Origin of the sequence: Streptomyces sp. NPDC101166, assembly GCF_044768125.1 — a bacterium.
Lineage (GTDB): Bacteria > Actinomycetota > Actinomycetes > Streptomycetales > Streptomycetaceae > Streptomyces.
The window spans coordinates 1-16,882 of the sequence record NZ_JBIWPF010000022.1; the positions used below are offsets into that span (position 1 = coordinate 1).

Annotated in this window: 14 protein-coding genes and 2 tRNA genes; 8 read left to right on the forward strand and 8 right to left on the reverse strand. The window is 70.4% G+C overall.

The features are described from left to right. Positions 1-91: 91 nt before the first annotated feature. Positions 92-1,354, reverse strand: a complete 1,263-nt coding sequence (locus ACIRS4_RS30265) for a GNAT family N-acetyltransferase (RefSeq protein WP_404202068.1) — start codon at positions 1,352-1,354, stop codon at positions 92-94. A 162-nt stretch (positions 1,355-1,516) separates the two neighbouring features. On the opposite strand from ACIRS4_RS30265, the gene ACIRS4_RS30270 reads away from it, so the two are divergent. Then, positions 1,517-2,710 carry a PP2C family protein-serine/threonine phosphatase gene (locus ACIRS4_RS30270; protein ID WP_404202070.1) on the forward strand — a complete coding sequence of 398 codons (1,194 nt, stop codon included), beginning with the start codon at positions 1,517-1,519 and terminating at the stop codon, positions 2,708-2,710. A gap of 147 nt (positions 2,711-2,857) precedes the next feature. Continuing rightward, the gene (locus tag ACIRS4_RS30275; RefSeq protein WP_404202072.1) at positions 2,858-3,313 is read left to right on the forward strand and encodes an HD domain-containing protein; all 456 of its coding nucleotides are present in this window, start codon (positions 2,858-2,860) and stop codon (positions 3,311-3,313) included. A 9-nt stretch (positions 3,314-3,322) separates the two neighbouring features. On the opposite strand, the gene ACIRS4_RS30280 is transcribed toward ACIRS4_RS30275, so the two are convergent. Beyond that, positions 3,323-4,495 carry an acyltransferase family protein gene (locus tag ACIRS4_RS30280; protein WP_404202074.1) on the reverse strand — a complete coding sequence of 391 codons (1,173 nt, stop codon included), beginning with the start codon at positions 4,493-4,495 and terminating at the stop codon, positions 3,323-3,325. A gap of 441 nt (positions 4,496-4,936) precedes the next feature. Between ACIRS4_RS30280 and ACIRS4_RS30285 the strand changes: the two genes are divergently transcribed. Then, positions 4,937-5,131, forward strand: coding sequence for a hypothetical protein (locus tag ACIRS4_RS30285; RefSeq protein ID WP_404202076.1), 195 nt, complete (start codon positions 4,937-4,939; stop codon positions 5,129-5,131). A gap of 145 nt (positions 5,132-5,276) precedes the next feature. Here the strand turns inward: ACIRS4_RS30285 and ACIRS4_RS30290 are convergent. After that, positions 5,277-5,347 (reverse strand) — tRNA-Gly (locus ACIRS4_RS30290). 164 nt (positions 5,348-5,511) lie between these two features. Between ACIRS4_RS30290 and ACIRS4_RS30295 the strand changes: the two genes are divergently transcribed. The 5 genes from ACIRS4_RS30295 to clpX all read left to right on the forward strand — a co-directional run bounded on the left by ACIRS4_RS30295 (position 5,512) and on the right by clpX (position 10,374). Continuing rightward, positions 5,512-5,588: transfer RNA gene (locus tag ACIRS4_RS30295), tRNA-Pro, on the forward strand. Between the two features lie 199 nt (positions 5,589-5,787). Continuing rightward, a complete protein-coding gene (gene tig / locus ACIRS4_RS30300; RefSeq protein WP_404202078.1) occupies positions 5,788-7,167 on the forward strand; it encodes a trigger factor in 1,380 nt (459 codons plus the stop codon). A gap of 390 nt (positions 7,168-7,557) precedes the next feature. Next, complete coding sequence (locus ACIRS4_RS30305; protein ID WP_351091287.1) at positions 7,558-8,163, forward strand: ATP-dependent Clp protease proteolytic subunit; 606 nt, start codon at positions 7,558-7,560, stop codon at positions 8,161-8,163. 67 nt (positions 8,164-8,230) lie between these two features. Further along, the gene (locus ACIRS4_RS30310) at positions 8,231-8,896 is read left to right on the forward strand and encodes an ATP-dependent Clp protease proteolytic subunit (RefSeq protein ID WP_358794277.1); all 666 of its coding nucleotides are present in this window, start codon (positions 8,231-8,233) and stop codon (positions 8,894-8,896) included. A gap of 191 nt (positions 8,897-9,087) precedes the next feature. Beyond that, entirely contained in the window at positions 9,088-10,374 is a 1,287-nt protein-coding gene (clpX, locus tag ACIRS4_RS30315) for an ATP-dependent Clp protease ATP-binding subunit ClpX (RefSeq protein ID WP_404202080.1), read from the forward strand. A 293-nt stretch (positions 10,375-10,667) separates the two neighbouring features. Here the strand turns inward: clpX and leuA are convergent, their stop codons facing one another. The 5 genes from leuA to ACIRS4_RS30340 form a co-directional block, all read right to left on the reverse strand. Beyond that, positions 10,668-12,392, reverse strand: a complete 1,725-nt coding sequence (leuA, locus tag ACIRS4_RS30320) for a 2-isopropylmalate synthase (RefSeq protein ID WP_404202082.1) — start codon at positions 12,390-12,392, stop codon at positions 10,668-10,670. A gap of 72 nt (positions 12,393-12,464) precedes the next feature. Next, positions 12,465-13,910, reverse strand: coding sequence for a DHA2 family efflux MFS transporter permease subunit (locus ACIRS4_RS30325; protein ID WP_404202084.1), 1,446 nt, complete (start codon positions 13,908-13,910; stop codon positions 12,465-12,467). Next, a complete protein-coding gene (locus tag ACIRS4_RS30330; RefSeq protein ID WP_404202086.1) occupies positions 13,907-15,070 on the reverse strand; it encodes an AMP-binding protein in 1,164 nt (387 codons plus the stop codon). The genes ACIRS4_RS30325 and ACIRS4_RS30330 overlap by 4 nt, the downstream gene beginning before the upstream one ends. Continuing rightward, on the reverse strand, positions 15,067-16,071 hold the full coding sequence (locus ACIRS4_RS30335) for a RimK family alpha-L-glutamate ligase (protein ID WP_404202088.1): 1,005 nt from the start codon (positions 16,069-16,071) through the stop codon (positions 15,067-15,069). The genes ACIRS4_RS30330 and ACIRS4_RS30335 overlap by 4 nt, the downstream gene beginning before the upstream one ends. A 7-nt stretch (positions 16,072-16,078) precedes the next feature. Beyond that, positions 16,079-16,879 (reverse strand): alpha/beta fold hydrolase, encoded by an 801-nt coding sequence (locus tag ACIRS4_RS30340; protein ID WP_404202090.1) that lies wholly within the window; start codon positions 16,877-16,879, stop codon positions 16,079-16,081. Positions 16,880-16,882: the final 3 nt, after the last annotated feature.

The following is a 16,882-nucleotide window of genomic DNA, read 5'->3' on the forward strand; positions in this document are numbered from 1 at the left end:
CCACGCTCGAACCGAACTCGCGCGGGAGGTGCCCCCATCGCCGCCGCGAGCCCCGCCCTCCGGGCGGACGACGCTACTTTCGAAACACGCCCTAGAAGCCGTGCGGCAGCCAGGGCGCCGCCCAGCCGCCGAACGCCACCGACGCCTCCTGAAGCGCCCCCGGGCGCAGCTCCCGCACCCGGCCGGCCGCGCCCAGCGATCCCAGGCTCACGCCGCCGAGATACACCGCCCCCAACTCCCGTACGGAAAGGGCGAGATCAGCCGCGTCCGTCGTCCGCTCACAGCTCGCCCCCTTCGCGTCGCCTGCCAGCCGCCAACGCCCCGTGTTCCATGGGCAGAAGGCGTCCTCGACCTCCAACACCACGTCCACCGGGGCCGGATACGTCCGCGCCTCGAGCGCGGCTCCGACGTCGACCGGCCGCACGTACAGCGAGTCCCGCACCCGCAGGTCGCACCGGCGGATGTCCGAGACGAGGTGCTGCCAGCTCTCGTCCACGGGCCGGCCCCGCACCTTCAGCGAGGTGGTCAGGTCGATCCCGAACAGGAACCGCCACAGCGCCGCGCCCGACTCGGGGTCCGCCGCGACCAGATCCTGCAGCGTCACCTGTCCGTTGTGTCCGGCGTCCGTCCACCGCGGACTCACCCGGAACCGGGCGTACCCGGTGATCTCGCCGTCCCGTTCGGCGAGCACGCACTGCAGCGCCGACGCGCCGCCCCGCGCGCTCTCCGGGTCGAGCACCCCCAGCCGCTCCCACCCGGGCCGCCGCGCCAGCATCCCCGGCCGCAGCGGCACCGTGCGCGCGTACAGCGCCTCGCACACGTCCAGGCTGCTCAGGGGATCGGCGTAGCGCAGGCGTACGTCATCGGCGCCGGGCGGGACGGACAGCCGCACCCGGCTCGTGTCGATCTCGGCGTGGAGGGACGAGGTCGCCGCGCCGTACCCGAACCGGCCGTAGATCGCGGGCTCGGAGGCGGTGAGGACGGCCAACGGATCGCCCCACGCGCGTATGTCGTCGAGCTGGCGCCGCATCATCGAGGTGAGGACGCCGCGCCGCCGGTGCGTGGCCGCCACGGAGACCATCGTCACGCCCGCGGCCGGCACCGAGGCCCCGCCGGGCACCGTCAAGCGGAAGTCGAACGCCCCCGCGGTCCCCACCAACAGGTCGCCGTCCCAGGCGGCCAGGGAACGCTGGTGGGGAGTGAGCGCTCTCCACAACTCACGCTCCTCGCCGGGTTCGTCGACGCCACCGAAGGCGCGGACCAGATTGTCGTACCATTCGTCCCAGCCATCCTGCCGCAGCACCGTGAGGGCTGCGGCCGGAAGGGCCGCACGCCCCGTCGCCTCAGTCGTCATGAATCATGCCTACCAGCGCAATGCGGGACGAGCCAGGGAATTTCTCCCTCCTCGCGGCGGAATCGCTTTCCGTGCCGTTCACTGTGAAGTCGAAGCTCGGACGGGGGACAAGTGGGACCTCCCGTGCCAAGCGGCGGGTCGGATGGATAGGGTCCCGAACTAATGGCGGCAGGACTACAGCGGCGCGCGGAAGCCGAGACGTCGACGGCCCGGTTGAAGCACCTGGTGCACCGGGTCCGCACCGGCGTGCGCCGGAGCGCCGTCGACTACTTCCGCGGCGACGGCTCGGACTGGATCGCGCTGGCCGGACTGCTGCTCACCGTCCCCCTGATCGCCGCCACCACTCTCGCCAACTCCGTGTGGTGCTCGCCGGCCGCGCTCGTGCTGCCGATCGTCGCGGGCGGCCTCCTGCTGCGCCCGGCGAGCCTGTTGGGCCTGTACGCGGCGGCCGCCACGGCACTCATCGTGGAGTCGGTGCAACTCGGCCCGTACACCGAGGGCCCCTCCCGGGTCACCCCGGGCGTCGTGCTCGTCGTCGCGGCCTGCGGTCTCTTCGGGCTGCTCATCGCCCAGTTCCGCAGCCGGGTCGGCGTGCCGTGGCGGCGCGGCGGCACGATGCTGTTCGACCTGCGTGAACGCATCCGCGTACAGAGCAAGTTGCCGACGCTGCCGCAGGGCTGGCACCGCGAGATGGCGCTGCGGCCCGCCGGCGGCCAGTCGTTCTCGGGCGACTTCGTCGTCGCCGCCCGCACCAACGGCGGCCGCACCATGGAGGTCGTCCTCACGGACGTCTCCGGCAAGGGCATGGACGCCGGCTCTCGCGCCCTGCTGCTGTCCGGCGCCTTCGGCGGCCTGCTCGGCTCGCTGCCCCCGCACGCCTTCCTGCCCGCCGCCAACGGCTACCTCCTGCGCCAGGACTGGGACGAGGGCTTCGCCACCTCCATCCACCTCGTCCTGGACCTCGACTCCGGCGACTACGAGCTGTACTCGGCCGGGCATCCGCCGGGCCTCCAGCTCAGCGCGGGCAGCGGCCGCTGGGAGGAGAAGGCGGCCGAGGGCCCGCTGCTCGGCGTGTACGAGGGCGCCCAGTTCGACCCGGTGAAGGGCGCCCTGCGCCCCGGCGACGTGCTGATGCTCTTCACGGACGGTCTGGTGGAGACCTCCGACCGGGACATCGTCGAGGGCATCGACCGCCTCACCGGCGAGGCCGACCGCTATGTCGCCGGCGGCTTCCAGGGCGCCGCCTGGCATCTGATCGAGGCCGTCGCCAAAGACGTCAACGACGACCGCGCCCTGCTCCTGATCTGCCGCGAGGGCCCCACGGCCCAGACGCCGCCGCTCTTCCAGGGCCGCTAGGGCGCGTGTGGAAAGTCCTTCCCCCACTGCCTCCAGGGCGTGGGAGGTGCGTGCGGGAGGCGCCCCCATCGCGCCGCGAGCCCGCCCTCCGGGCGGACGACGCTACGTTCGAAACACGCCCCAGCCGACACGAGGGAGAGGCCCCGCATGCTCACGCTGACCGAGGTGGAGGCGCTCGCCCGCGCCGCGCACGAGGGACAGACCGACAAGGCGGGCCGCCCCTACGCCGAGCATCTCCAGGCGGTGGCCGAGGGCGTACGGGACCGGGGCGGGGACTCCGACCAGATCGCCGCCGCCTGGCTGCACGACGCCGTCGAGGACGACGCCCTGACCGAGACCTGGCTGCGCGAGGCCGCGCTGAGCGACCGTACGAAGGCGGTCGTGCTGGCCGTCACCAAGCGGGCCGGGGAGACGCCCGAGGCGTACGCGGGGCGCGTCCTCGCCACCCCGGGCGCGCTGCTGGTGAAGGAGGCCGACCTGGCGCACAACGCGGACCCGGCCCGGCTGGCCGTCCTGGACGCCCCGACCAGGTCCCGGCTGACCGAGAAGTACGCGCACATGCGCGCGCTGCTCGGCCTCACCGACGGCGCCGGGACGCCCTAAGGACAGCCTCTAGGCCGAGACGCTCTCGCGCCGCTGCTCTCCGGCGCGGAGACGTTCGCGGTCCCGCTCCTGCTCCCGCTCGCGGGCCTCACGGCCGGCGTCCCGGCGGAACGCCCACTCCATCTTCGGCTCCACCACGCACCGGAACACCCGCCGGACGGGCTCGGTGCACAGCAGGGTGACGGCGGCGCCCACGGTCAGGCTGACGGCGATCACGCCGAGCGGGCCGTGCAGCCAGGCCGGCTCGAACAGCCCGGTGTAGATCGCGCTCTTGAGCAGGAAGCCGTGCAGCAGATAGCCGTACAGGGTGCCCGCGCCGAGCGGGGTGAACCAGGTCGTGCGACCCGGAACCAGCGCGAGGAAGCAGGCGGTCAGCAGCAACGAGCAGCCGAACATGGCGAGTTGCATGACCGGGCCGGTCCACCAGGGCGCGCCCATCTCCTGCGCGGAGTCACGGTGGTAGAACCAGGCGTGGTCCATCCGCGGCACCGCCCAGTAGGCGAAGGCCAGCGCGAGGGCGAACAGCGGCACCGCAGCGATCCGCGCCGAACGGCGGCGCACCAGCTGGAAGTGCTCGGGCCTCAGGCACAGCCCCAGCACGAAGAACGGCAGGAACTGCAGCAGGCGCTGGAGGTCGAGGTCGTCGCCGATGGCGGGGGAGAGGGACGCCAGCATGGCGACGGCGAGCGCGACCGGCAGCGGACGGCGGAGCAGGTTCCACACGGGGGTGGTCAGCCGCCAGACGAACAGCGCGCACAGGAACCAGGTCAGGTAGTACGGGTCGAGGAGATTGAGCTCCTGGCCGGGGTCGCCGCCGGCGTAACGCGCGAAGAGGGTGTAGCCGGCCTGGAACACGACGTATGGCACGGCGACGCCGGTGACCAGCCGCTTCAGCCGGTTCGGGCTCGCGTCGAAACGACGGGAGAAGTAGCCGGAGATGACGATGAAGGCCGGCATGTGGAACGCGTACACGACGAGATACGCCGCCTGGAGCGGCCGGTCGCCGCCCTTGAGCGGCTCCCAGGAGTGAGCGACCGCGACCAGCACGATCGCCAGGTACTTGGCGTTGTCGAAGAACGCGTCACGCTGCTCGGGCCGTCTGTCGGGGGACTCCCGGCGCTGATCTTTCTCGCTCGGGGAAGAGCGCGGGCTCGGCACGAGAGACGAAGCGGCGTGGAACATCTGAGGCACCCTAGCGTTGTCCGCGGCGATACGTGAAACGCGTGAGTGCGCTTCTCCTTATCCGCGCCCGGCTACCCGCGAATTCGCCGAACTCGACGCTCCCATTGTTGTCTTGTGGGTCACAGGCCGCCCCGAATGTCATGAATCATCCAGACTAAAAAGTACATACCGCCGGTTGTGCGCCCGTGGCCATCCGCCTCCCTCACAATTCGAATCAATTACGCAGCAGTTGTGAACGAATCGCGGGAACGAGCCCTCGAATTACGGTGCGGCGCCTTTTCCGGCGGCCTCGCCCGCGGTACGTGACGGACGGCCGGTGTCGAGGATGCGTCACGGGCCGCATATAAGGGCCCTGTTGGTGGCACGATGGTCTCTGCGGGGTACGCGGGGTCGCGACCCCGGGCCGGCAGTGCGGAACCGACCGAGGGTGCGTGATCAGTTGTGGCCATCTCACTGTCAGTGGTGCTGCTGTTGGCGATCGTCCTGGTCGTCCTGATCCGGGGCGGCTCCATCAAGCCGGGCCCCGCCGTCGTGGCGATCCTCTTCGGCTTCTTCCTCGCCTCGACCGGCATGGCCCCCTCGATCAACCGCTTCCTCAACTCCCTGGCGGAGACGATCAACCAGATCAGCTTCTGAGGCGCGCGGCCCCGGGTGTTCGTCGGGGCGGCGGAAGGGCCGCGGGAGGGGCACGAGAGGGGCACGGCGGGCTGCCCGGCGCCCCTGGAACTGATCAGGGCCAGGCCGGAGGAAAGATCCTCCGGCCTGGCCCTGAGTCGTACAGAGCGGGCGACGGGAATCGAACCCGCGTAGCTAGTTTGGAAGACTAGGGCTCTACCATTGAGCTACGCCCGCGCAGGACGCGCCGCGGTCCAGGCCGCGGCACTGCAGGCATCGTAGCGGGTCCGGCCGTCTTGTCGCACACCGTGGTCCTCGGGGCGCGTCACCGCTCGTCCGGCGGCTCGGCGAAGGCGGCGGTCGGGCGGGCCGCGGGCATGTACCCTACGTGTCGCACCAGACGGGGTGTGGCGCAGCTTGGTAGCGCGTCCGCTTTGGGAGCGGAAGGCCGTGGGTTCAAATCCCGCCACCCCGACCACCTGCGCGAACCGCCTGCGCGATCCCGCCGTACGCCTGGCCGTTGATCGTCTTTTGGGCGGTCCCCCGGCTGCGGCTACTATGCAAACTGCGCGCCCGTGTGTCCCGAGCCCACTCGGCCTGAGAATCCCGGGCGGCGAATCGCCGGACCTGTCTGGCTCCGGCGAAACCCAAGAAGTCAGCCACAAGGAGACCGAACCGTGAAGAGCGCCGTGGAGACCCTGAACCCGACCCGGGTTCGGCTCACTGTCGAGGTGCCCTTCGAGGAGCTCAAGGACAGCCTCGACGCGGCGTACAAGAAGATCAACCAGCAGGTCACGGTGAAGGGCTTCCGCAAGGGCAAGATCCCTGCGCGCGTCATCGACCAGCGGTTCGGCCGCGGTGCGGTCCTGGAGGAGGCCGTCAACGACGCGCTTCCGAAGTTCTACACCGAGGCGGTCAACGAGGCCGAGATCGACGTTCTCGGCCAGCCGGAGGTCGACATCACGGAGCTGAAGGACGGCGAGACGCTGAACTTCACCGCCGAGGTCGACATCCGCCCCTCCCTGGACCTCCCGGAGGACTTCTCCTCCATCGAGGTCGAGGTCGACGCCGTCGAGGTGACCGACGAGGACGTCGAGAAGTCCGTCGAGCAGCTCCGTGAGCGCTTCGCCTCCACCTCCCCGGTGGAGCGGGCCGCCGAGGACGGCGACGTCGTCACCGTCGACCTCGAGGCCAAGGTCGACGGCGAGGTGCTGGAGGACGGCGTCGCGAGCGGCGTCTCCTACACCATCGGCTCCGGCGAGCTCCTCGACGGCATCGACGAGGCCGTCAAGGGCCTGGAGGCCGGTGGCGAGACCACCTTCACCTCCGAGCTCAAGGGCGGCTCCGCGGCCGGCAAGGAGGCCGAGGTCACCGTCAAGGTCACCCAGGTCGCCGCGCGTGAACTGCCCGAGCTGGACGACGACTTCGCGCAGCTCGCGTCCGAGTTCGACACGCTCGACGAGATGAAGGCCGACAGCCGCAAGCGCCTCGCCGACATGAAGCAGTTCGACCAGGCCACCCAGGCCCAGGAGCGCGTCCTGGAGAAGCTCCTGGAGCTCGTCGAGGTGCCCGTCCCCGAGAAGCTGCTCGAGGACGAGGTCAACACCCGCAAGCACAACCTGGAGCACCACCAGCTCGGCCAGATGGGCCTCGACCTGGCGAAGTACCTGGAGATCCAGGGCAAGACCGCCGAGGAGTTCGAGACCGAGACCCGCGAGGCCGCGGTCAAGGGCATCAAGACCCAGTTCGTCCTGGACGAGCTGGTCAAGCGGGAGAAGCTCAACGTCAACCAGGAGGAGCTCACCGAGCACCTCATGCGCCGTGCCGCCTCCTCCGGCATGTCGCCCGACCAGTTCGCCCAGGCCGTCGTCGAGGGTGGCCAGGTGCCCCTCCTCGTCGGCGAGGTCGCCCGCGGCAAGGCCCTGGCGCTGGTCGTCGAGTCCGCCACGGTGAAGGACACCAACGGCGAGGTCATCGACCTCGACGACGAGGACGAGGAGACCGAGGAGACCGCTTCCGCCGAGGCGGAGACCTCCGAGGACAAGACCGAGGCCTGAGTCGCCGAGCGTCACCGCTGAGGCGGTCGAAAGGGGCCCTGGGGCGATCAAGCTCCGGGGCCCCTTCGCCGTACGCCGGGGCAGCGCCCCAGCGGCCCGGCCGGCCCGCTGTGCGGCTCCGCCGCGCGGGCGCGCCGGGCCGCGGTCGCTCCCGCGGCCCGAACACCACCGAAGGGCCCCCGACGATCCGCACCGCCCCTCCGGCGGAGCTCTACGCCCCCGGCGAACACTCACCTCTCCGGGATTCCCCGAAGGGACCCGCGCGTTAGGGTCCATGAATACGAGGGCAGGGGAGTCGCCGAACCGCCGGACGGCCCCACGCCCCGGCAGAACACGTGAGACGGCCCGGCGCCGTCGTAAAGACGAGCAGGTGGATACGTGACGAATCTGATGCCCTCCGCCGCCAGCGAGCCTTCCTTCGGTGGCGGCCTCGGTGACCAGGTCTACAACCGGCTGCTCAACGAGCGAATCATCTTCCTCGGACAGCAGGTCGACGACGACATCGCCAACAAGATCACCGCACAGCTGCTGCTCCTGGCCGCGGATCCGACCAAGGACGTCTACCTGTACATCAACAGCCCCGGCGGCTCGGTGACGGCAGGCATGGCGATCTACGACACGATGCAGTACATCCCGAACGACGTGGTCACCATCGCCATGGGCATGGCCGCGTCGATGGGTCAGTTCCTGCTGACCGGCGGCGCGGCCGGCAAGCGCTTCGCGCTGCCCCACGCCGACATCATGATGCACCAGGGCTCCGCGGGCCTCGGCGGCACCGTCTCGGACATCAAGATCCAGGCCGAGTACCTGCTGCGGACCAAGAAGCGCATGTCCGAGCTGACCGCCCAGCACTCGGGCCAGACGGTCGAGGCGATCATCCGCGACGGTGACCGCGACCGCTGGTTCACCCCGCAGGAGGCCAAGGACTACGGCCTCATCGACGAGATCATCACGCATGCCTCCGGTGTTCCGGGAGGCGGCGGCACCGGAGCCTGACCGCCCCGGCCTCGCCACGCACCGCCGAGACTTCAGCCCGAAACGCACCAGGATGGTGAACACGCACATGAGCAACTTCCCCGGCGCCGCCAGCGGCCAGTACGAAGGGCCCCGGCCCGACAGCCGCTACGTGGTCCCGCGCTTCGTCGAGCGCACCTCCCAGGGCATCCGCGAGTACGACCCGTACGCGAAGCTCTTCGAGGAGCGCGTGATCTTCCTCGGCGTCCAGATCGACGACGCCTCCGCCAACGACGTCATGGCGCAGCTGCTGTGCCTGGAGTCGATGGACCCCGACCGGGACATCTCGGTCTACATCAACAGCCCCGGCGGCGACATGACCGCCCTCACGGCCATCTACGACACGATGCAGTTCGTGAAGCCGGACATCCAGACGGTCTGCATGGGCCAGGCGGCCTCCGCCGCGGCGATCCTGCTCGCCGCCGGTACGCCGGGCAAGCGCATGGCCCTGCCGAACTCCCGCGTGCTGATCCACCAGCCGGCCGGCTCCACAGGCCGCGGGCAGCTCTCCGACCTGGAGATCATCGCCAAGGAGTTCACCCGGATGCGCGACCAGCTGGAGAACATGCTGGCCAAGCACTCCAACCAGCCGCTCGAGAAGATCCGCGAGGACATCGAGCGCGACAAGATCCTCACGGCCGAGGAGGCGCTGGAGTACGGCCTGGTCGACCAGATCATCTCCACCCGGAAGATGAACAACAGCGAAGTACGCTGACGCGGGCGTGGTAACGTCCGCCGCCCCTTGGCGCGGTGTGTGACACGGTCCACGTGCGGTGGGTCGCAGTGAACCGTGCCAAGGGGGGCCCGAACGGGGGGCCCGGCAAGGTACCGTCGGACATAAGGCAGCACCAGGAGCCGCTGGACTCTTAGCGTCCAGGCGTCTCCCAGGCGAAGGGGAAGCACACCGTGGCACGCATCGGTGACGGCGGCGATCTGCTCAAGTGCTCGTTCTGCGGCAAGAGCCAGAAGCAGGTCAAGAAGCTCATCGCAGGGCCCGGTGTGTACATCTGCGACGAGTGCATCGATCTCTGCAACGAGATCATCGAGGAGGAACTCGCCGAGACGAGCGAGGTGCGCTGGGAGGAGCTCCCCAAGCCCCGCGAGATCTACGAGTTCCTGGAGGGGTACGTCGTCGGCCAGGAGCCCGCGAAGAAAGCCCTCTCCGTCGCGGTGTACAACCACTACAAGCGGGTCCAGGCCGGCGAGAACGGCGGCGCCCAAGGCCGTGACGACGCCATCGAGTTGGCGAAGTCCAACATCCTCCTCCTGGGCCCCACGGGCTCCGGCAAGACCCTGCTCGCGCAGACCCTCGCGCGCATGCTGAACGTCCCGTTCGCGATCGCCGACGCCACCGCGCTCACCGAGGCGGGATATGTCGGCGAGGACGTCGAGAACATCCTGCTGAAGCTGATCCAGGCCGCCGACTACGACGTCAAGAAGGCCGAGACCGGGATCATCTACATCGACGAGATCGACAAGGTCGCGCGCAAGAGCGAGAACCCCTCCATCACGCGTGACGTGTCGGGCGAGGGCGTCCAGCAGGCCCTGCTGAAGATCCTGGAGGGCACCACGGCATCGGTGCCGCCGCAGGGCGGCCGCAAGCACCCGCACCAGGAGTTCATCCAGATCGACACGACGAACGTCCTGTTCATCGTGGGCGGCGCCTTCGCGGGCCTGGAGAAGATCATCGAGACTCGGGCCGGCGCCAAGGGCATCGGCTTCGGCGCGACGATCCGCTCCAAGCGGGAGCTGGAGGCCAAGGACCAGTTCGAGGACGTCATGCCCGAGGACCTGGTCAAGTTCGGCATGATCCCCGAGTTCATCGGCCGCCTCCCCGTCATCACCTCGGTGCACAACCTTGACCGCGAGGCCCTGCTCCAGATCCTCATCGAGCCGCGCAACGCGCTGGTGAAGCAGTACCAGCGCCTCTTCGAACTCGACGGCGTGGAGCTGGACTTCGAGCGCGAGGCCCTCGAGGCCATCGCCGACCAGGCCATCCTCCGCCAGACCGGCGCGCGCGGCCTGCGCGCCATCATGGAGGAGGTGCTGATGTCGGTGATGTACGAGGTGCCCTCCCGCAAGGACGTCGCCCGCGTCGTCATCACCGCCGACGTCGTCCACTCCAACGTCAACCCCACCCTCATCCCCCGCGACGCCCGCGGGCGGGGCTCGGGGGAACAGAAGACGGCGTAGCGGTCCCGTACGCGGATCAGGGCGCCCCGGCCTCGGCCGGGGGCCCTAGGGCCTGTCTGACAAATCCCCGCCTGCTCTGCGGCGTCCGGTACGCACGCTCGCCGCGTTGCCGAACCGCCCACGTGACTCCGCCACCCGGGCGCCCCGGCGTCTTGCGATCGCACGCACCGGACGCCGCAGAGCCCGCCCTTCGGGCGGACGACGGGGATTTGTCAGACAGGCCCTGATCCGTTCCACGGCGCTCCCGGGCCGGCCTGCGCCGGTCCCGGTCGCGCGCTGACCGCGCGGCGCGGTCACACGCCTTCGCTGCGGTGCAGGGCGGTGCACACGGCCCTCAGCGTGGCCGTGGTCCCGTCCGGGCCGAAACCGCAGCCCCAGTGCCCGGCCCCGCCCGCGGCGCACCTGATGTAGGCGAGGGTGCCGTCCTGGCCGTCGAGAGTGACCGGCTGGGTCGTGTGCTCCAGCACCTCCAGCCGCCGTCCCTCGCCCGCGAGCGCGTCCGTGAAGGCGCTCAGCGGGTCGGGGCCGGAACCGCACACGGTCCGGGACTCCCCGTCGAGGGTGATCTCCGCCTTCAGCGTGGTCTGTTCGGCCGGGCCCGTCGACGTCTCGTGGCGCAGCAGCGCGACGCGCGCCGCAGAGGGCAGGAACTCCCCGGTGAACAGCGACCACAGTTCCTCCGGGGACACCTCGCGGCCCTCCCCGTCGGACAGCGACTGGACCATCCGGGAGACCTCGGCCTGCAGGCCGCGCGGCAGCCGCATGCCGTACACGGAGTTCAACAGGTAGTCCACACCGCCCTTCCCGGACTGGCTGTTGACCCGGACGATCGCCCGGTAGGAGCGGCCGATGTCCTTGGGGTCCACGGGCAGGTAGGGCACGTCCCAGGCGAACTCCGAGAGGGGGACCCCCTCTTCGGCTGCGCCGCGCTCCAAGGCCTTCAGCCCCTTGTTGATGGCGTCCTGGTGCGAGCCGGAGAACGAGGTGTGGACCAGCTCGCCCGCATACGGGTAGCGCTCGTGCACCCGCATGCGCGTGCACTCTTCGGAGATCTCGCGGATCGTGTCGAGGTCGGAGAGGTCGACCTGCGGGTCCACGCCCTGCGTCATCAGGTTCAGGCCGAGGATCACCAGGCAGACGTTGCCCGTTCGCTCGCCATTGCCGAACAGGCAGCCCTCGATGCGGTCGGCGCCCGCGAGGATGCCCAGTTCCGCCGCGGCGACGCCGGTCCCGCGGTCGTTGTGGGGGTGCAGGGACAGGCACACGTGTTCACGCCGGGAGAGGTTCCGGCTCATCCACTCGACCTGGTCGGCGAAGACGTTGGGCGTCGAGCATTCCACCGTGGACGGCAGGTTGAGGATGATCTCCCGTCCCTCCTCCGGCTCCCACACGTCCATCACGGCCTCGCAGACCTCGAGCGCGAATTCCGGCTCCGTCTGCGAGAACGACTCGGGCGAGAACTGAAAGCCGATGCGGCCCGGACGGCGGTCGGCCAGGTCGCGGCAGAGCCGGGCGTGGTCCACGGCGAGCTTCGTCAGACCGGCTCGGTCCAGCCCGAAGACGACACGGCGTTGCGTCGGCGAGGTCGACGTGTACAGGTGGGCGATGGCCTGTGGGGCGCCTTCCAGTGCGTCGAAGGTACGTCGGATCAGGTCCTCGCGGGCCGGCACGATCGCCTGGATCAGGACGTCGTCCGGTATCTCGTCGTTCTCGACGAGACTGCGGACGAAAGCGAACTCCGTCTCGCTGGCGGCCGGGAAGCCGACCTCGATCTCCTTGTAGCCCAGTCGCACGAGGAGCCGGAACAGGCGGGTCTTGCGGTCGAGGTCCATGGGGACCGGCAGGGCCTGGTTGCCGTCCCTCAGGTCGGTGGAGAGCCAGCGCGGCGCCTTGGTGATGCGCCGCTGCGGCCAGGTGCGTTCGGCGAGGTCCACCGCGGGGGCCGGCCGGTAGCGCCCGTAGGGCAGGGACGTGGGTTGCTGCCGGAGCGCGTCCACTGCGAAGGTTGCTTTGCTCATGAGCGGTTCTCCCTATACCGGATGCGATCAGCTCACGGGCGGGCGGCGAACCGGCGGGCCGTACCCGTCCGGTTACCGAGCGCCGCTGTCGGTGGGCGGCCGCCGGGCCGCCCGGAGGGCTCCGGGGCCGCAGACGAGGGCCCCGATGACGATGGCGCTGATGGGCAGGGCCATGCCGAGCCGCAGGACGTCGGCGTACTCACCCGACGTCGTGGCCTCCCCGTCCGGCACGCGCTGTTCGATCAGCAGGCCGACGAGGGTCACCGCGAGGACCGGACCGAGCTGGCGCATCGTGCCCAGCACGCCGGAGGCGGCGCCGGCCAGCTGCGGCGGCATCTCCCGCATGGCCACCGCGGCCATGGGGGCGATGAGCAGGCCGTTGCCCAGCCCGATCACGACCATGGGGGCGAGGAACGTGCTCCAGGAGGCGGCAGGGTCCATGACCGCAGTCGTCCAGATCATGCCGACGGCGGTGAGCACCAGACCGGCCAGCAGGATCGTCCTCGCGTCGAAGCGGTCGGTGAACCGCCCGGCGAAGGGTGCGAGCGCCGTCGAGATCAGCGCCGGCGGCGCCAGAGCCAGGCCCGCCCGCAGGGCGGAGAAGTCCAGCACGGACTGGAAGAACAGGGTCAGCAGCAGCATCAGCGCGATGATCCCGAAGGCCACGGAAGCGGCCACCACCAGCATCGCCGAGAAGTTCCGGTCGCGGAACAGCGGGAACGGGACCAGCGGCTCGGCGTTCTGCCTGCGCCGCTCGTGCAACAGGAAAGCGGCGCCCAGGACGACCGACGCCGCCAGCATCACCAGCACCCACGGCGCCCAGTCGAAGCGCTCACCCTCCATCAGGGGGAAGGTCAGACAGAACAGCCCGGCCGAGGCGAGGGAGATCCCGCCCAGGTCCAGCCGGTGCCGGCGGTCGAAGCGCAGGTCGGGCACGGCCAGCAAGGTCAGCACCACGGCCGCCGCGCCCACCGGGACGTTCACGTAGAAGATCCACTGCCAGCCGAGCGAGGTGACCAGCACCCCGCCCAGGGAGGGGCCGACGACGGCGGCGACGCCGCCGACGGCCCCCCACACGCCGAGCGCGAGACCGCGCCGCTCGGCCGGGAACAGACTCACGATCATCGCCATCGTCTGCGGCAGCAGCAGAGCCGCGCCGAGACCCTGCAGGGCCCGGGCGGCGATCAGCACGCCGATGCTGTCCGCCAGGCCGCAGACCAGGCTGAACACGGTGAAGACGACGATGCCCAGGAGGAAGAGCCGACGAGGACCGTACAGATCACCGAGGCGCCCGGCGGTGATGAGCAGCACCGCCACCACCAGCACGTAGGCGTTGACCGCCCACAGGACGTCGGGGAGCGAGGCGGATAAGTCCTCCCGGATGTCGGGGATGGCGATGTTGACGATCGACACGTCGAGCATCGTCAGGAAGAAGCCCAGAGCGAGCACGATCAGGCTCGTCCAGGGGTTCGTCCGCCATCCCCGTCGGCTCTCGGCCTTCTGCTGGACCGATGTCATTCTTCCCTCCACACAGCCGGTGGCACCTTGTTGGTGCGCTCAACCCGGCTCAGTCTGCCCGTCCGGCGGGCGGTGATGGCGCCGGGGAAACGCGCGTGCACCGCGGCCAAGTGGTAGAACTCGGAGGTCAGATGGGCTCGTACGGCCTCGGCGTCCGCGTCGCCGGTGTACTCCAAGGTGAGCGCGGTGGCCGCCTTGAGGGAGTCGGTGGCCCGGGTCAGCACCAGCTGGGCCTCGTCCACCCCGGCCAACTCCCGCGCGTGGGCGAGTACTTCGCCGACGCTGAACAGGGCGCTGCGCAGGCTCACCGCGTCGTCCGCCCGGCCGAGGACGCGCAGTGCGTCGGGGCGGCCGCACCGGCACTCGGCGGCGGCCAGCCGGTCGCCGAGCCGGTAGCGGACGGCCGGCATGGTCCAGCCGGCGCCGCGCCTGGTGAGCAGGGCCCCGGCCTCCTCCAGCTCCAGCATCTGGTCGGGCATGAGGTGCAGCGTCTGGAGCTCGCACTCGGGAGTGTTGGTGCCGATGATGTACGTCTCCACCGAGCCGTAGTTGGCCCAGTAACCCGCGTCGGGGAACGCCTTCGCGACGGTCTGGTGCTTGGCGTCGGTCCAGGGCTCGGCCATCCAGATGACGGTCCTGATCGGCAGGGGCTCCCCGGCCGCGAGCACGCCCTCGGCGAAGTCCGCCAGCGCGGTGGGCGTGCCGGCCAGCGCGTCGAGGCCGATGTCCCGGAACATCGGCAGCCAACCGGCGACGTCCTCGGGCGCGAACGGGCCGGAGGGGACGACGGTGCAGTGAGATCGTTCGCCCAGCGTCTGCATGTAGTAGTGGGACGCCCACAGCCTGCCCGGGTTGAACAGGTTGAGCATGACGCTTTCCGGTGTCAGCGGCCGCCACTGCTCCAGCAACCGGTCCACCGCCTGGTGGTAGGGCACATAGGTGAGCTTCGGCTTGCCGGTGGTGCCGCCGCTGGACATCAGCAGCGCGCCCGGGCCGACCGCGGCCTCCCGGGTGACGGAGAGGATCTCGGCGGGACCCGTGACCGGCAGGTCGGACAGACGGGCGGCGTCCGGCGGCACCTTGGCACCGCCGCGCGTCTCCAGCCGGCGCGCCTGGGCGAGGACGTCCTCCCAGGGCAGGTCACCCAGGGTGGCGGTCATACGGCGGCCTCCCGGCGGGCGGCGATCCACCGGGCGTGCGCCGCCGTGTAGGCGCGGAAACGCCCCTCGATGACCTGCCGTTGGATTTTGGCCACTTCATCGTTCGGGGCGTAGCCGCAGGCTCCGTCGGGTTCCACCTCCGACAGCCAGAACTGCTCGCCGTCCCAGAGGAAGTCGGCGCAGAAGTACGGCATGTCGAGCCGGTCGGCGATGTAGTCGATGGAGCTCTTCAGCTCCTCGGGCACCTCCGGGTACTCCAGCCGGCCGCCGTTGACGAGGTTGGCGGTGAGCGAGGCTCCCTGCGGGATGCGGCGCAGCACCGTGTGGGGCTTGCCGTCGATCACGTAGACCCGGAAGTCGTTGACGCCCTCGCCCAGGTAGGGCTGCACGACGAGCGCCGTGTCGGCGCCGCCCGCGAGGCCGATGAGCCCGCGCAGCTCGTGCTCGTTGCGCGCGAGGCACACGCCTATGCCCATGCCCCAGTAGGCGGGCTTGACCATCAGCGGGTACTCGAGGTTCTCCAGCGTCGGCTCGTAGTGCCTGCTGATGGCGTCGCGTCCGGCGCCGATGCGGACGGTGGGCACCTGGGGCACCGGGCAGTCCCTCAGGTACAGCATGGTCGCCATCTTGTCGGTGGTGATGTACGACTTGTGCGGGTGGATGGGCAGGTAGAAACCGGCCTGTTCGAGGATGGAGTAGGCGAACAGCTGGTTGCACACTTCGGGCACCTGATGCGGCAGCGACCACAGCGAGGTGACGAGGATGGTGTTCTCCGGTGTGATCCGCTCGCCGTCGAGGAAGACACGGGGCTCGGCGCCGGCGAAGTCGACGGCGAGCGCCTCGGCCTTGTGCAGGGACATCTGCAGGCCGCAGTCGGCGGCGATCTCGGTGTACGTCGTCCAGATGGCGGCGGCCTCGGCGGCCCGCTGGCGTACGGTGCCGCGGTCCGGATAGATCCAGCACAGGCGACGCGCCAGCTGTTCGGGGGCTGCTGTGGTCACGCGGCACTCACCTTTCCGTCGTCTCGTGTGTCAGGAACGCGCGGATGGCTCCGCAGAACTGTTCGGGCTGTTCCAGGAAGCACAGGTGTCCGGAGTCATCGAGGAGCTCCAGACGGGACCCGGGAACGGCCTTGGCGAGCCACGCGCCGACCTCGGGCGGATAGACCTGGCTACGGGCGCCGTGCACCCACAGGACCGGCACGTCGATGGCGGACACCCGCTCCCGCCAGTCCTGGCTCAGCACGTCGGCGAGGAGCCCGTGCATCGCCGCCGCCGATGTGCGGCGGGCCTGCGCCACCAGAGACTCGACCATGGCGGGGTCCGGCGTGGAGCCTGCCGCGAACGATCCGCGGACCAGGTTCTCGGCGACCGCGCCCGGGTCCCGGCCGGCCGTCTCCAGCAGGACGTCGGCCGCGTCCCTGTCGAGGGTGCCGAAGGCGGCGTGGTCCCAGCCGTCCCCGGCCAGCAGCCAGGGCGTCTGCTCCACGGAGACCAGCGCCCGCACCCGCCGGTCGCCGAACTCCTCCAGATACGTCCAGGCGACGGTCGCCCCGAGGGACCAGCCGACCAGGGTGACCTGGTCGGGGCCGCATGTCTCGACGACCTCCGCCAGCCCTGCCGCGGCCCGCCGCAGGGTCGGCTCGGTGTCCCCTGCGGGAGAGCCGCCGTGGCCGGGCAGGTCCACGCTCACCACGGTGTGGTCACGGGCGAGATCGGCCACGACCGGCGCGAAGAAGTCCTTGGTCGCGCCCAGGCCGTGCACCAGGACGACGGCCGGGCCGCTGCCTCGGCGCTCGTGGTTCAGCATCGG

What these genes read in the sequence shown, in the direction of transcription:
- ACIRS4_RS30265 (WP_404202068.1), bottom strand. Translation starts at nt 1,354, where the DNA reads ATGACGACTGAGGCGACGGGGCGTGCGGCCCTTCCGGCCGCAGCCCTC.
- ACIRS4_RS30270 (WP_404202070.1), top strand. Translation starts at nt 1,517, where the DNA reads ATGGCGGCAGGACTACAGCGGCGCGCGGAAGCCGAGACGTCGACGGCC.
- ACIRS4_RS30275 (WP_404202072.1), top strand. Translation starts at nt 2,858, where the DNA reads ATGCTCACGCTGACCGAGGTGGAGGCGCTCGCCCGCGCCGCGCACGAG.
- ACIRS4_RS30280 (WP_404202074.1), bottom strand. Translation starts at nt 4,495, where the DNA reads ATGTTCCACGCCGCTTCGTCTCTCGTGCCGAGCCCGCGCTCTTCCCCG.
- ACIRS4_RS30305 (WP_351091287.1), top strand. Translation starts at nt 7,558, where the DNA reads ATGCCCTCCGCCGCCAGCGAGCCTTCCTTCGGTGGCGGCCTCGGTGAC.
- ACIRS4_RS30310 (WP_358794277.1), top strand. Translation starts at nt 8,231, where the DNA reads ATGAGCAACTTCCCCGGCGCCGCCAGCGGCCAGTACGAAGGGCCCCGG.
- leuA (WP_404202082.1), bottom strand. Translation starts at nt 12,392, where the DNA reads ATGAGCAAAGCAACCTTCGCAGTGGACGCGCTCCGGCAGCAACCCACG.
- ACIRS4_RS30325 (WP_404202084.1), bottom strand. Translation starts at nt 13,910, where the DNA reads ATGACATCGGTCCAGCAGAAGGCCGAGAGCCGACGGGGATGGCGGACG.
- ACIRS4_RS30330 (WP_404202086.1), bottom strand. Translation starts at nt 15,070, where the DNA reads ATGACCGCCACCCTGGGTGACCTGCCCTGGGAGGACGTCCTCGCCCAG.
- ACIRS4_RS30340 (WP_404202090.1), bottom strand. Translation starts at nt 16,879, where the DNA reads ATGCTGAACCACGAGCGCCGAGGCAGCGGCCCGGCCGTCGTCCTGGTG.